The organism is Teichococcus coralli (genome assembly GCF_009829925.1).
Classification (GTDB): domain Bacteria; phylum Pseudomonadota; class Alphaproteobacteria; order Acetobacterales; family Acetobacteraceae; genus Pseudoroseomonas; species Pseudoroseomonas coralli.
Genome location: NZ_SNVJ01000008.1, coordinates 36,037 through 50,543, shown reverse-complemented (window position 1 = coordinate 50,543; position 14,507 = coordinate 36,037). Strand labels below are relative to the sequence as shown.

Sequence of the window (14,507 nt, the reverse complement as noted above, 5' to 3'; positions counted from 1 at the left end):
CTATATGCCAGCCGCACGAGAGGCCGACATGCCCCAGAACGAAGATAAGAGCGAACATTCCTCCACCGAACTTTCCCCGCGCCGCCGCCGCCTGCTGTTCCGGGCCACCCATCGCGGCACCAAGGAGACCGACCTCATGGTGGGCGGCTTTGTCGGGCGCCATATCGCCAGCTTCAGCGAGGCGGAGCTGGACGAGCTGGAAGCCGTACTGGAGATGCTGGACGTGGACCTCGCCGACTGGCTTTCCGGCCGCCGCCCGGTGCCGCCGGACGTGATGACGCCGATGCTGGAGCGCATGGCCCGCGAGTGCTCGATGCCGGGCGCCGGGGTGCCGGAGGCGGCACGCCGCACATGACGACGCTGACCGTCTACGGGGCGCCGGAGGGCTTCGACGCACTGCTGCTGAGCCGTCGTCGTGCCGAGACGGAAGGGTTCGTCCTGCATGTCTGCCGCGACGACGCGCGCATGGTGCGGATGCAGGACGGCCTGGCCTTCTTCGCGCCGGATGTCGAGGTGCTGCGCTTTCCGGCCTGGGACTGCCTCCCCTATGACCGCGTCTCGCCGCATGCCGACCTGGTGGCGGAGCGGATGGCCACCCTGGCCCGCTTGCTGGAGCCGGCGAGCCGGCCGCGCATCGTGCTGACCACGGTCAACGCCCTGGTGCAGCGGGTGCCGCCGCGCGAGGTGTTCGAGGGGGCGACGCTGCACCTCAGGAAGGGCGGGCGGATCACGCCGGAGAAGCTCGCCGCCTTCCTGGAAGCCAATGGCTACGGCCGCGTCGCCACGGTGATGGAGCCGGGCGAGTACGCGGTTCGCGGCGGCATCGTGGATCTCTACCCGGCCGGCGAGCCGGACCCGGTGCGGCTCGACCTCTTCGGCGACGAGATCGAGAGCCTGCGCCGCTTCTCCACGGATACGCAGCGCAGCGGCGAGCCTGTGCGGGAGCTATGGCTGCGCCCGGTGGGCGAGATCCTGCTGGACGAGGCCTCGATCGCCCGCTTCCGCACCGGCTACCGTGACCTGTTCGGCGCGGCGGCGGCGGAGGACCCGCTCTACGTCTCCATCTCCGCGGGGCGGAAACATCCGGGAATGGAGCACTTCGTCGCGCTGTTCCACGACGACATGCCGACACTGCTGGACTACATGCCCGGCGCCTCGGTCAGCCTCGATCATCAGGCGGAGGACGCGCTCGAGGTGCGCCTGGAGATGGTCGAGGACCATTACCAGGCCCGCCGCGCCCCGCCGCGCGAGGGGGAGGTTCCCTATCGCCCGGTGCCGCCGCGCCGCCTCTATCTCGACCGGCGCGGCTGGGACGCCATGCTGGCCGGCGGCACGCTGCTGCGGCTGAGCCCCTTTCCGCAGCCGGACGGCGCCGAGGGGATCGAGGCCGGCGGGCGCCCCGGTCGGCTCTATGCCGAGGTGCGCGCCGCCGGGCAGAACGTCTTCGCCACCTATCGCGAACAGGCCGAGGGCTCGGCCAAGGCCGGCATGCGCCCGGTGGTCGCCGCCTGGACGCGCGGCTCGCGCGAGCGCCTTGGCAACCTGCTGCGCGAGAACCGCGTGCCCGTGCAGACCGTGGAGAACTGGGCGGAGGTGCTGAAGCTGCCTGCCGGGGTGGTGGCGCTGGCCGTCCATGGCGTGGAGCGCGGCTTCACCGGGCCGGCGGCGCCGAAGGCGAAAGGCGGCGGCATCGCGCTGACCGGGGAGCAGGACCTGCTCGGCGAGCGCATCGCGCGGCCGCCGCGCCGCCGCAAGCGCGCCGACCAGTTCATCGCCGATGCCACCGAGATTGCCGAGGGCGACCTCGTCGTGCACCAGGATCACGGCATCGGGCGCTATGACGGGCTGGAGACCCTGGCCGTCTCCGACGCGCCGCATGACTGCCTCCGGCTGCTCTACGACGGGGGGGACAAGCTGTTCCTGCCCGTCGAGAACATCGAGCTGCTGTCGCGCTTCGGCAGCGACAGCGCCGGTGTCGCGCTGGACAAGCTCGGCGGCACCTCCTGGCAGAACCGAAAGGCCAAGGCCAAGCAGCGCATCGCCGACATGGCCGGGCAGCTCATCCGCATCGCGGCGGAGCGGCGGGTCAAGGACGCGCACCTGGCGACCCCGCCGGAAGGCGCCTGGGACGAGTTCTGCGCCCGCTTTCCCTTCGCCGAGACGGACGATCAGCAGCGCGCCATCGGCGACGTGCTAGAGGACCTCGCCGCCGGCCGCCCGATGGACCGGCTGATCTGCGGCGATGTCGGCTTTGGCAAGACCGAGGTGGCGCTGCGCGCCGCCTTCGTGGTGGCGATGACCGGCGCGCAGGTGGCGGTGGTGGTGCCGACCACGCTGCTTTCCCGCCAGCATTTCCGCACCTTCACCGCCCGCTTCGAGGGCCTGCCGGTGAAGGTGGCGCAGCTCTCGCGCATGGTGACGGCCAAGGAGGCTGCGGCCGTGAAGGCGGGGCTGGCGGACGGCTCGATCAACATCGTCGTCGGTACCCATGCATTGCTGGCGAAGAGCGTGGAGTTCGCCGACCTCGGACTCGTCATCGTGGACGAGGAGCAGCATTTCGGCGTCGCCCACAAGGAGCGGCTGAAGCAGCTCCGCGCCGACGTGCATGTGCTGACGCTGACCGCCACGCCCATTCCGCGCACGCTGCAACTCGCCCTGACCGGCGTGCGGGAGATGAGCGTGATCGCCACGCCGCCGGTGGACCGGCTGGCGGTGCGCACCTTCATCATGCCCTTCGACACCGTCATCATCCGCGAGGCGATCCAGCGCGAGCGGCTGCGGGGCGGGCAGATCTTCTGCGTCGTGCCGCGGCTCGAAGACCTGCCAAGGATGGCGACCCGGCTGGGCGAGATCGTGCCGGAGGCCAGGACCATCCAGGCGCACGGCCGGCTGACGCCGACCGAGCTGGAACGCGTCATGACCGAGTTCGGCGACGGCAAGTACGACATCCTGCTCGCCACCAACATCGTCGAGAGCGGGCTCGACATGCCGGCGGTGAACACGCTGCTGATCTACCGCGCCGACATGTTCGGGCTGGCCCAGCTCTACCAGCTCCGCGGGCGGGTGGGGCGTGGCAAGCTGCGCGGCTATGCCTACCTGACCTGGCCGGCCACCCAGCGCCTTTCCGCCGCCGCCGAGAAGCGGCTCGCGGTGATGCAGACGCTGGACAATCTCGGCGCCGGCTTCACGCTCGCCAGCCACGACCTCGACATCCGCGGCGCCGGCAACCTGCTGGGCGACGAGCAGTCCGGCCATATCCGGGAAGTCGGCATCGAGCTTTACCAGCAGATGCTGGAGGAGGCGGTGGCCGACATCAAGGCGGGGCAGGGTAAGCGCGGCGAGGCGGACGACCGCGAATGGACGCCGCAGATCAACCTGGGCCTGCCCGTGCTGATCCCGGAAACCTATGTCGCCGACCTGCCGGTGCGGCTCGGCCTCTACCGCCGCATCGGCGGACTCGCCGGCGAGGCGGAGGTGGAGGCCATGGCGGCCGAACTCGCCGACCGCTTCGGCCCGCTGCCGGAGGAGGTGGAGAACCTGCTGCAGGTCGTCTCCATCAAGCATCTCTGCCGCCAGGCGGGGGTGGAGAAGGTGGATGCCGGGCCGAAGGGCATCGTCGCCGGGTTCCGGCGCAACCGCTTCGTCAACCCGGGCGGGCTGGTGAACTGGGTGACGGCGCAGAAGGGGCTGGTGAAGCTGCGGCCGGACCACAAGCTCGCCATGGTGCGCGAGATGGACCTCAGGACCCGGGTGCGCGCCGCCAAGGACATGCTGGCGGCGCTGGCCAAGGTGGCGCGTCAGGCGCAGGCGGCCTGAGTTCCGTGGCGTGAGCCCTCAGAACTCCATCGCCTCGGCCACGGCGACATCCATCAGGCGCTCCAGCACCTCCGGCTCCTGCGCCCCCGCGATGGCGTGGCCGGCGCCGAGCCCCTGGCGGCCGGCGACGACGAAGCAGGGCACGCCGTTGATGCCGAGGCGGTGGGCGCGAAGGTTCTCGGCATGCACCGCCTCGCTCTCCAGCCCGCTGGCGAGGAAGCGGAGCAGCGTGCGCTGGTCCAGCCCCTGGGCGGCGCCGAGGGCGGACAGGGTCTCGCGGTCGCCGATGTCGGCGCCTTCGCAGAAATAGGCGGTGAACACCGCGTCCACGACCGCTTCCGCCACGCCGTGCTGGCTGGCGAAGCGCACTGTCCGGTGCGCGTCGAGCGAGGGCGGCACGCGGCGGATGAGGTCGAAGCGGAAGGCGATATCTTCCGCCCGCCCCAGGTCGGTGACGGTGGAATGAAGGCGGCGGGCACGCTCCTCGCCCCCGAACTTGCGGGCCAGGTAGTCCTGCCGGGCGAGCCCGCCGGCGCCGAGGTCGGGGTTCAGGAGAAACGGGCGCCAGCGGATCGCGGCGACAATGTCGGGCCGCCGCGACAGCGCGCGGCGCAGCCGCCGGGTGCCCAGGAAGCACCAGGGGCAGACCAGGTCGAACACCACCTCGATTTCGAGCTGGTTGCGGGAGGGCGAGAGCAGGTTCACGGCGTCCAACATAGGGCCGAAGGCGCAGCTCGGCATCCCGCCGGGAGCGGCGGCAGGGCCTCTCGGCCGGCTTTTTTTCGCCTCAAAGGCGATATAGGCACAGAACATCGCGGAATCAGGCTTGTAGCAGCGATTCCTGACTCCTAGTTTCAGCGAAGCTCAACAAAGGTTTCGACGACCGGCATGATGGCGGGGTCGCATATCGCGCTGGGGGCGGCCGCGTGGTTCGTCGCCGCCCCGCGCCTGGGGCTACCCGCTCTGGATCCTGCCATGCTGGGCCTGGCGGTGTTTGGCGCCCTGCTGCCTGACATGGATCACCCGAAGTCCTGGGTCGGGAAGCGGTTGCGCCCGGCTTCCACGGTGATTGCCGCCCTGCTCGGGCATCGTGGCGTCACGCATTCGCTGCTGGCGGTGCTGGGTTGCGGCGCCCTGCTGGTCAGCCAGAACGTGCCGCTCGCCATCACCGCGCCGCTGGTGGTCGGCTACCTCTCGCATCTCGCCGCCGACCTGCTGACGCCAGGGGGATTGCGCCTCGCCTGGCCCCTGCGCGGCACCTACGCGCTGCCCCTGTGCCGCACCGGCTCGCCCTTCGAGCCGCTGGTGGTGGCGCTGGCCCTGTCTTGGGCCTGGGGCTCGACCTCGGAGAAGGTGGATCTTGGCGCCGGCCTGCGCGCCATCGGCGTGTGTCGTGTGGTGGCGCAGGAATGGCCGCGGCTCTGCGCGGGCGGCGCGCCGCAGCCCCAGGCCGGGCGAACGCCGGATGCGGCCGGCCTGTGGGCAAGTGCCGCGCGGAGGCTTCCGGGCCAGGAGCCGGGACACAGGCTCTTCGCATGGTTCGACGAGACGGGACGATGGCGGATGGGGTGGGATTCGAACCCACGGTAGGCTTACACCTACGGCGGTTTTCAAGACCGCTGCCTTAAACCACTCGGCCACCCATCCTGGGGGCGAAGCCATCCCGGCCGCTTCGCCTCGCGTGAAAATTCTTCGCTGCGTGGGCGTTAGCGCCCGCGCCGCCAAAAGGAAAGCCTGATGCGCAAATGCCTCCTCGTTGTCTCGGCCCTGTCGGTCGCCGTGAGCCTTGCGGCACCTGCACGGGCACAGGGGATGCAGCCGGATCAGGCGCCGCCGCCCGACACTGCCGGCACGCTGACCTTCTCGCTCGACAACGACATGTTCGGCGGCAGCGACCGCTACTACACAAACGGCTTCCAGTTCGCCTGGCGCTCCCCCTCGGCCGACCTGCCTGGCCCGCTGGCCTGGCTGAACGACCGGCTGGACTGGATGATGGGCCCGGGGGCGCTGCGCTGGGGCCTGGCCTTCGGGCAGAACCTCTATACCCCGCAGGACACCCAGACGACGCTCCCGGATCCCAACGACCGGCCCTATGCCGCCTATCTCTACGGCGCGCTGTCGCTGACCCGGATCACCGAGCGCAGCTCCAACCTGTTCGAGCTGCAGCTCGGCGTGGTCGGGCCCTCGGCGCTCGGCGAGTTCGTGCAGAACAACTACCACGACCTCATCGGCGTGCATCAGACCAATGGCTGGGACTACCAGATCAAGGACGAGCCGGCCGTCGCCGCCATCTATGAACGCAAATGGCGCGTGCCCCTTGAGGACTTCGGGCGGGTGCAGATGGAGGCCATCCCGGCGCTGACCGTGGGGCTGGGCAACGTGCAGACCTATGCCGGCGTCGGCGGGCTGGTGCGGCTGGGGCAGGGGCTGGACGCCGATTTCGGCCCGCCCCGCATCCGCCCGGCGCTGGCCGGCTCCGCATGGATCCAGCCGCGACGGGAGTTCGGCTGGTATGTCTTCGGCGGCGCACTCGGGCGCGTCGTGGCGCGCGACATCTTCCTCGACGGCAATACCTGGCGGGACAGCCGCAGCGTGGACAAGCGGCCGCTGGTGGGCGAGTTGCAGGCCGGCTTCGCAGTGTTCTGGCACGACGTGAGGCTCGCCTATACCCAGGTCTGGCGCAGCGAGGAGTTCTACGGCCAGCGCGGCACACAGAGCTTCGGCTCGATCAGCCTTTCCTTCCGCTTCTGAGACAAAGCGTTTCCGGTTGAAAGGCGGTGTTGCAGGGGCGGGCTCGGTCGTGGCACCAGTCGCCCCATGCTCAACCGCCGATCCTTCCTGACGCGAGTCGCGGCCGCTCCGGTCCTGGCGAGCGCGACGGCCCATGCCGCCACCGCCAGCTTTCCGGACTTCCTCGCCGATGTGGCGGCGGAGGCGCGGCGCAGCGGCATCGCCGACGAGACGGTGCGGCGCGCCTTCGCCATGATCCGCCCCAACGACAAGGTGCTTGAGCTGGACAGGCGCCAGCCCGAGTTCACCCTGACCTGGGAGCAGTACCGTGACGGCCGCCTGTCGCAGACGCGGATCCAGCGCGGGCAGCAGGTCTTCGCCGAGAACCAGGCGCTGCTGGATGCCGTCTGGCGTCGCTACCAGGTTTCCCCGCGCATCGTGGTGGCCATCTGGGGCCTGGAGACCAACTACGGGGGCTTCACCGGCAACTTCAACGTCGTCGAGGCGCTCGCCACCCTGGCCTGGGACGGGCGGCGGCACGAGTTCTTCCGCAAGGAGCTGCTGGCGGCGCTGCGCATCCTGCAGGACGGCGACGTGACGCCCGAGCAGATGCGCGGCAGCTATGCCGGGGCCATGGGCAATCCCCAGTTCATGCCAAGCAGCTTCGAGCGGCTTGCGGTGGATTTCGACGGGGACGGGCGGCGCGACATCTGGTCCAGCACGGCCGACTCGGTGGCCTCCATCGCCAACTACCTGGCGCGCAGCGGCTGGCGCGATGACGAGCGCTGGGGACGCGAGGTGCGGCTGCCACCGAATTTCGATCCCGCGCTGGCCGGACGCGGCACGCGGCGCCCGCTGCGCGACTGGCTGCGCATGGGCGTGACGGCGGCCGACGGCACGGCCTTGCCGCCGCTGGAGATGGAAACCTCCATCCTGCTTCCGGGCAGCGGGGGCGGCCAGGCCTTCGCGGTGTACAAGAACTTCCACGTCATCCGCCGCTACAACCCTTCGGACTACTACGCGCTCGTCATCGGCCTGCTGTCCGACCGCGTTGCATGAGTGGTGCCCGGCGCCTGCTTCCGGCGGCGACGCTGGCCGTGCTGCTGGGGATGAGCGGCTGCGCGCCGCCGGCACCCGCCGGCGGGGGCGCGGAAGGCCGCTACATGGTGGGCGAGCCCTATCAGCTCGGCGGCCTCTGGTCCTATCCGCGGGAAGATTTCGCGCTGCAGGAGACCGGCGTCGCAGCCGTCGTGGCGGATGCGCGGGCAGGGCGGCGCACCGCCAACGGCGAGACCTACGATCCTGCCCTGCTCACGGCCGCGCACCGGACGCTGCAGCTACCCGCCATTCTGCGCGTGACCAACCTCCAGAATGGCCTGGAGCTGCGCGTGCGGGTCAATGATCGCGGTCCGGCGGCGCGGGGAAGGGTGCTGGAGCTTTCCCGCCGCGCCGCGGAACTGCTGCGGATCCCGTCCTCGGGCGGGGTGCCGGTCGCGATCGCGGTGGATGCCGAGGCGTCCCAGGCCCTCGCGGCCAGCCTGCCGCAGCCCGAGGGGAACAGACTCGCGATCGCCACGGCGCCGCGCGCGGCGCTGGAAGGCGAGGCGCTACCGCCGCCGCCGGGCACCCGCGCCGCTGCCCAGCCACGCCAGGCGCGGGGCCCTTCGGTGCAGTCGGCGGGCATGGCCGAGGCGACCGCGGCCGTGCCGATCCGCCTGCCGGAGCAGGTGGTGCAGGGCGCGCCGCGCATGGGGCGGCTGGTGGTCGGGGCCGGCACCTTCACCACCCGCGCCGAGGCCTACCGGCAGGCGGCGCGGATCGGCGGCAGGGTTGAAAGCCGCGGGCCGCCGCGGCGGCCCGAATACCATGTTCGGCTCGGGCCTTTCGTCTCGGTTGCGCAAGCCGATGCCGCGCTGGAGAATGTGCTGCGTGCGGGTGTGCCGGAAGCCCGCATCCTGATCGACTGACGAAAGAGAATGGAGATTTCCGCGATGCCGCTTCGCCGCGAACTGCTGGGCGGTGCCGCCGCCGTGTTTGCCGCCGGCCTGCTGCCCGGCCCTGCCTTCGCGCAGCGCCGCGGCTCCGGTGGCCACGCCGCCACGCCGCCGGCGCCGACCTCTCCGGCCAGCACGCCGCTCGGGCCGCTCGACACCGAGGCCAGGCAGGCGGTCCTGATCGACGCCGACACGAACGCGGTGCTTCTGGAGAAGAACGCCGACGAACGGATGACGCCCTCTTCCATGTCGAAGCTGATGACGGCCTACGTCGTCTTCGACATGCTGAAGCAGGGCCGCCTGCGCATGGATCAGGAGCTGCCGGTCAGCGAGAGGGCCTGGCGGACGGGCGGCTCGAAGATGTTCGTGGAGCTGGGCAGCACCATCAGCGTGCAGAACCTGCTCCAAGGCGTCATCGTGCAGTCGGGCAACGATGCCTGCGTGGTGCTGGCGGAGGGCATCAGCGGCAGCGAGCAGCAGTTCGCCGAGCTGATGAACGACTATGCCAAGCGACTGGGCCTGAAGAACAGCACCTTCCGCAACTCCAACGGCTGGCCCGACCCCGAGCACAAGATGACGGCGCGCGACCTCGCCACCCTGGCCCGCGCGCTGATCCATGACTTCCCCCAGTACTTCCCGCTCTACAGCGAGCGCTCCTTCACCTGGCATGAGATCACGCAGCAGAACCGCAACCCGTTGCTCGGCAAGGTTTCCGGCGCGGACGGCCTCAAGACCGGCCACACCGAGGAGGCGGGCTACGGCCTTGTCGGCACGGTCAAGCGCGGCGAGCGGCGGCTGATCCTGGTGGTGAACGGGCTGAACAGCATGCGCCAGCGGGCGGAGGAGCCGGAGCGGCTGCTGGAATGGGGTTTCCGCGAGTTCGAGAATGTCGTGCTGTTCAAGGCCGCCGACACGGTGGAGAGCGTGCCCGTCTACCTGGGGGACCAGGCAACGGTGCCGCTCGTCGGCGGCAAGGACCTGGTGCTCACCCTGCCGCGCCAGTGGCGCCGCAACCTCGCGGTGAAGCTGCGCTATGACGGGCCGGTGCCGGCGCCGGTCGCCAAGGGCCAGGAGCTGGGGCAACTCGACGTCTCCGGCGAGGGCGTGCCGCCCATGGTGCTGCCGCTCTACGCGGGGGCCGACGTGGCGAAGCTCGGGCTGGTGCAGCGCATCCCGAGCGTGCTGAGCCGCCTGGTCTCAGGCTGAAGGTGCCCCGCGGCGTCTTCATCACGCTGGAGGGCGGGGAAGGGGCCGGCAAGACCACCCTGGCCCGCCGTCTGGCAGCGGCCTTGGCCCTGGCGGGCCAGCCTGTCCTGCGCACGCGGGAGCCAGGCGGCGCGCCGGGCGCCGAGGCCCTGCGCGCCCTGCTGCTCGGCGGCACGGTGGCCTGGGACCCGGTCGCCGAGGCCATGCTGATGTTCGCGGCGCGGCGCGAGCATCTGGCCAAGACCATCGCCCCCGCGCTGGCGGCCGGGGCCTGGGTGATCTGCGACCGCTTCGCCGATTCCACGCTGGCCTACCAGTGCCACGGCCACGGGCTGGACCCATCGGTCTGGCGCGTCCTCTATGAGGTGGCGTTGCCGGGCTTCGCGCCTGACCTGACGCTGGTGCTGGATCTCCCCCCGGAGGCCGGCATGGCTCGCGCCGCCGCGCGCGGGGAGCCGGACCGTTTCGAGCGGCTGGGGCCGGAGTTCCATGCTCGGGTGCATGCCGGCTTCCGCCGCATCGCCGCGGAGAACCCGGATCGCTGCGTGCTGCTGGATGCGCTGCTGCCGCCGGAGCCGCTCTATGCCGCCGCGGCGGAGGCGCTGCGAGACCGGCTGGGGGCGCCGCTGTGATCCCCCCGGAGCCGCGCGCCAATCCGGAGCTGTTCGGGCACGACCACGCCGCGCAGATGCTGGCCGAGGCGGCGGGGGCAGGGCGCCTGCATCACGCCTGGCTGCTGGCCGGGCCGCGCGGCGTCGGCAAGGCCACGCTCGCCTACCGCTTCGCGCGCTGGCTGCTGGCCGGGCGCCCGCCGGGGCAGCCGCCGCTGGCGGTGCCGCCGGAGGACCCGGTGTTCCGGCGCGTGGCGGCCAGCGGCCATGCGGACCTGCGCGTGCTGGCGCCGAATGCCGGCGAGCGTGGCGTCAAGCTGATGATCCGGGTGGACGAGGTGCGCCAGGTGCCGCGCTTCCTCGGCCTGACGGCGGCGGAGGGTGGCTGGCGCATCGTCATCGTCGAGCAGGTGGAGGCCATGAATGCCGAGGCGCAGAACGCCCTGCTCAAGACACTGGAGGAGCCGCCGGCGCGCGCGCTGCTGCTGCTGACCACGGCGGCGCCGGACCGGCTGCTGCCCACCATCCGCAGCCGCTGCCGCCGCATCGACCTGTTTCCGCTGCCGGAGCCGGAGATGGAGGCGGTGCTGGGCCGCTGGCTGCCGGAACTGCAGTTGCAGCAACGCGCGGTGCTGGCGCGCATCTCGGGCGGCGCGCCGGGCAGGGCGTTGCAGCTCGCCGAAGGGGATGGGCTTGCCCTTCAGGCGCAGGTGGAGAGCTTCCTGGGCGCCCTGCCGAGGCCCGACCCACGCGGCCTGCATCAACTGGCCGACACCCTGGCCGCCAAGCGGGACGGCAGCGCGTTCGTCACCTTCATGGAACTGCTGCGCGCAGGGCTGGGCGAGGCGATCCGGGCAGCGGCCCGTGGCGAGCCGGCACCGGGCTACATCGCCGCCCGCCCGCTTGCCGACTGGGCCACCCTGTGGGACACCCTGGGCCGGCTGGCCGAAGAGACTGAGACCCTGAACCTGGACCGCAAGCAGGCGGTGCTGAGCGGGCTCTCGCAGCTGGCCTCGCGCTGAGGACCATGAGCATGACGAGCGAGCGGCGCTTCTACCTGACGACGCCCATCTACTACGTGAACGACAAGCCGCATATCGGCCACGCCTATACCTCCCTGGCGGCGGACGTGCTGGCCCGCTGGAAGCGGCTCTCCGGGCATGAGGTCTTCTTCCTGACCGGCACCGACGAGCACGGCCAGAAGGTGGAGAAGGCGGCCGAAGCCAAGGGCCTGGACCCGCAGAGCTTCACAGACCAGGTGAGCCAGGCCTTCCGCGACCTCGCCATGCGCATGAACTACTCCAATGACGCCTTCATCCGCACTACGGAGGAGCGCCACAAGGACGCTTGCGCCGCGCTGTGGAAGCGGCTGGAGGAGCGCGGCCAGATCTATCTCGGCCACTACGAGGGCTGGTACGCGGTGCGCGACGAGGCCTTCTACGGCCCCGACGAGATCACCGACAAGGACGGCCAGAAATTCGCGCCGACCGGCGCGCCGGTGGAGTGGGTGAGGGAGCCTTCCTACTTCTTCCGCCTCTCCGAATGGCAGGATCGCCTGCTCGCCTTCTATGACGCAAACCCGGACTTCATCGCCCCGGCCAGCCGGCGCAACGAGGTGATCAGCTTCGTCAAGGGCGGGCTGAACGACCTCTCGATCTCCCGCACCTCCTTCAGGTGGGGCGTGAAGGTGCCGGGAGACGAGGCGCATGTGATGTACGTCTGGCTCGACGCGCTGACGAACTACATCACCGCGCTCGGCTATCCCGATGAAAACGCGTCGCTCTGGAAGTTCTGGCCGGCGGACGTGCATTTCGTCGGCAAGGACATCCTGCGCTTCCACGCGATCTACTGGCCCGCCTTCCTGATGGCCGCCGATCTTCCAACGCCGAAGCGCGTCTTCGCGCATGGCTGGTGGACCAACGAGGGGCAGAAGATCTCGAAGTCGCTGGGCAACGTGATCGACCCGCTGGCGCTGGTGGAGGAGTTCGGGCTCGATCCCGTGCGCTTCTTCCTGCTGCGTGAGGTGCCCTTCGGCCAGGATGGCGACTTCCAGCGCAAGGCGCTGGTGGGGCGGCTGAACGGCGAGCTGGCCGACGCGCTGGGCAACCTGGCAAACCGCACGCTGAGCCTGCTTCAGCGCAACTGCGAGGGCCGGCTGCCGGAGCCTGCCGCCGTCACCAGCGAGGCGGACCGCGAATTCGTTGCCCTTGCCGGCCATGCCGAGCTTTCGGCGGCGGTGGGCGGGCTGCTGGACCAGCAGAAGTTCGATGCCGCGCTGGCGCAGGTCTTCGCCGCGATCCGCGAGGCCAACGGCTACATCACCCGCGAGCAGCCCTGGGCGTTGAAGAAGACCGACCCGGAGCGGATGCGCGTGGTGCTGCGGACCCTGCATGACGCGTTGCGCGTCTTCGCGACGCTGCTTCAGCCCTTCATGCCGGACACCATGGCGAAGCTGCTGGACCAGCTCGCCGTGCCGGCGGAGGCGCGCGGGCTGGAGGCCCTGGCGACGCCGCTGCCCGGCGGCACGCCGCTGCCGCCGCCCAGCCCGCTCTTCCAGAAGATCCAGGGTGAACCCGCCTGATGCTGGTCGATAGCCACTGCCATCTCGACTACTACACCGAGGCGGAAATCGAGGAGATCCTGCGCCGCGCCGCCGAGGCTGGCGTCGGACGGATGGTGACGATCGGCGTCCGCATGGGGCAGGCGGAGGCGGTGAAGGCGCTGGCGGAGCGGTTTCCGCAGGTTTGGGGCACCGTGGGCGTGCATCCGCAGAACGCGGGCGAGGGACCTCTGCCCGAGGTGGCCGAGATCGTCGCGGCAGCCGAGCATCCGCGCATCATCGGCATTGGCGAGAGCGGGCTCGACTACTTCTATGACAAGGCGCCGCGCGCGGTGCAGCAGGAGGGCTTCCGCCGACACATCCGCGCCGCGCGCGAGACCGGCCTGCCGCTGGTGATTCATGCCCGGGACGCCGATGCGGATATCAGCGCCATTCTGCGCGAGGAGCGCGAGAGCGGCGACTTTCCGCTTCTGCTTCACTGCTTCAGCTCGACGCGCCAACTCGCTGAAGATGCGGTAGAAATGGGTGGATACGTCTCCTTCTCCGGCATCCTGACCTTTCCGAAGTCCGCCGAGCTCCGGGAGATCGCCCGCGACATGCCGGAGGACCGCATCCTGGTGGAGACGGACGCGCCCTACCTCGCGCCGGTGCCGTTCCGCGGCAAGCGCAACGAACCCTCCTATGTCGCGCACACCGCGCGCGTGCTGGCGGAGGTGCGCGGCTGGAGCCCGGAGGAACTGGCCGAGCGGACCACGGCCAACTTCCACCGCCTGTTCCGGAAGGCGGCGTAGAGCCTTGGGCCTGAAGGTCACCGTCCTCGGCTGCGGCGGTTCGGCCGGCGTTCCGATGCTGGGCGGCCCGGATGGCGGCGGCGACTGGGGCGCCTGCGATCCGGAGGAGACACGCAACGAGCGCAGCCGGTCCTCCATCCTGATCGAAGGGCCGGATGGGCGACGGCTGCTGGTGGATTCCGGGCCGGACCTGCGGCGGCAGTTGCTGGCCAGCAGGATCAGCGTGGTCGATGCGCTGCTCGTCACCCACGGTCATGCCGACCACATCATGGGCCTGGACGAGTTCCGGCCACTGAACCGGGCGCTCGGCGCCGTGATCCCGGTTTTCGCCACGCCGGAAACGCTGGAGACGCTGCAGGCCCGCTTCGACTATGCCTTCCGGCCTTCGACGGCGCCGACCTTCTTCCGGCCGGCGCTGGAGCCGGTTGTCATCCAGGCCGGGCAGGTGGTGGAGATCGCCGGGCTTCCCATCCGGCTGCTGCGCCAGGACCACAAGGTCATGGAGACGCTGGGCCTTCGCATCGGCGACTTCGCGTATTCGACCGACGTGGTCAACATGCCCGAGGAAAGCCTGGAGCAGCTTGAAGGGCTGGACACCTGGATTGTGGATTGCTTTCAGCGCCGCCCGCATCCGGTGCACGCCAACCTGGACCAGGTGCTGGAATGGGTGGACCGGTTGCGGCCGCGCCGGACCGTGCTGACCCATATGGGCCATGACATGGATTGGGCCTGGATGCAGGCGAACCTGCCGGCCGGGATCGAGCCGGCCCATGACGGCCTGGTGCTGCATGTCGGCTGA

Annotated in this window: 13 protein-coding genes and 1 tRNA gene; 12 read left to right on the top strand and 2 right to left on the bottom strand. The window is 70.6% G+C overall.

From position 1 onward, the window contains the following. Positions 1–28: 28 nt before the first annotated feature. Entirely contained in the window at positions 29–355 is a 327-nt protein-coding gene (locus tag E0493_RS11025) for a succinate dehydrogenase assembly factor 2 (protein ID WP_160937003.1), read from the top strand. Beyond that, a complete protein-coding gene (gene mfd / locus E0493_RS11020) occupies positions 352–3,816 on the top strand; it encodes a transcription-repair coupling factor (RefSeq protein WP_160937002.1) in 3,465 nt (1,154 codons plus the stop codon). Before E0493_RS11025 ends, mfd begins: the two co-directional genes overlap by 4 nt. Positions 3,817–3,834: 18 nt before the next feature. On the opposite strand, the gene E0493_RS11015 is transcribed toward mfd, so the two are convergent. After that, positions 3,835–4,533: a DsbA family oxidoreductase gene (locus tag E0493_RS11015; protein ID WP_160937001.1), complete on the bottom strand. Its 699-nt coding sequence runs from the start codon at positions 4,531–4,533 to the stop codon at positions 3,835–3,837. A 171-nt stretch (positions 4,534–4,704) separates the two neighbouring features. Here E0493_RS11015 and E0493_RS11010 point away from each other — a divergent pair, with 171 nt between their 5' ends. Then, complete coding sequence (locus E0493_RS11010; protein ID WP_160937000.1) at positions 4,705–5,406, top strand: metal-dependent hydrolase; 702 nt, start codon at positions 4,705–4,707, stop codon at positions 5,404–5,406. Here the strand turns inward: E0493_RS11010 and E0493_RS11005 are convergent. Continuing rightward, positions 5,374–5,463: transfer RNA gene (locus E0493_RS11005), tRNA-Ser, on the bottom strand. The genes E0493_RS11010 and E0493_RS11005 overlap by 33 nt on opposite strands. 90 nt (positions 5,464–5,553) lie before the next feature. On the opposite strand from E0493_RS11005, the gene E0493_RS11000 reads away from it, so the two are divergent. The 9 genes from E0493_RS11000 to E0493_RS10960 all read left to right on the top strand — a co-directional run bounded on the left by E0493_RS11000 (position 5,554) and on the right by E0493_RS10960 (position 14,507). After that, positions 5,554–6,567 (top strand): lipid A deacylase LpxR family protein, encoded by a 1,014-nt coding sequence (locus tag E0493_RS11000; protein ID WP_160936999.1) that lies wholly within the window; start codon positions 5,554–5,556, stop codon positions 6,565–6,567. A gap of 66 nt (positions 6,568–6,633) precedes the next feature. Continuing rightward, positions 6,634–7,605, top strand: coding sequence for a lytic murein transglycosylase (locus E0493_RS10995; RefSeq protein ID WP_160936998.1), 972 nt, complete (start codon positions 6,634–6,636; stop codon positions 7,603–7,605). Continuing rightward, on the top strand, positions 7,602–8,513 hold the full coding sequence (locus E0493_RS10990) for a septal ring lytic transglycosylase RlpA family protein (RefSeq protein WP_235913708.1): 912 nt from the start codon (positions 7,602–7,604) through the stop codon (positions 8,511–8,513). The genes E0493_RS10995 and E0493_RS10990 overlap by 4 nt, the downstream gene beginning before the upstream one ends. A 24-nt stretch (positions 8,514–8,537) precedes the next feature. Then, a complete protein-coding gene (locus E0493_RS10985; RefSeq protein ID WP_160936997.1) occupies positions 8,538–9,746 on the top strand; it encodes a D-alanyl-D-alanine carboxypeptidase family protein in 1,209 nt (402 codons plus the stop codon). 2 nt (positions 9,747–9,748) lie between these two features. After that, a complete protein-coding gene (gene tmk / locus E0493_RS10980) occupies positions 9,749–10,378 on the top strand; it encodes a dTMP kinase (protein WP_367614495.1) in 630 nt (209 codons plus the stop codon). After that, complete coding sequence (locus tag E0493_RS10975) at positions 10,375–11,379, top strand: DNA polymerase III subunit delta' (RefSeq protein WP_160936996.1); 1,005 nt, start codon at positions 10,375–10,377, stop codon at positions 11,377–11,379. Before tmk ends, E0493_RS10975 begins: the two co-directional genes overlap by 4 nt. Positions 11,380–11,390: 11 nt before the next feature. Next, the gene (gene metG, locus E0493_RS10970) at positions 11,391–12,938 is read left to right on the top strand and encodes a methionine--tRNA ligase (RefSeq protein WP_160936995.1); all 1,548 of its coding nucleotides are present in this window, start codon (positions 11,391–11,393) and stop codon (positions 12,936–12,938) included. Then, positions 12,938–13,708: a TatD family hydrolase gene (locus E0493_RS10965; RefSeq protein WP_160936994.1), complete on the top strand. Its 771-nt coding sequence runs from the start codon at positions 12,938–12,940 to the stop codon at positions 13,706–13,708. Before metG ends, E0493_RS10965 begins: the two co-directional genes overlap by 1 nt. A 10-nt stretch (positions 13,709–13,718) precedes the next feature. After that, positions 13,719–14,507, top strand: a complete 789-nt coding sequence (locus E0493_RS10960) for an MBL fold metallo-hydrolase (protein WP_160937126.1) — start codon at positions 13,719–13,721, stop codon at positions 14,505–14,507.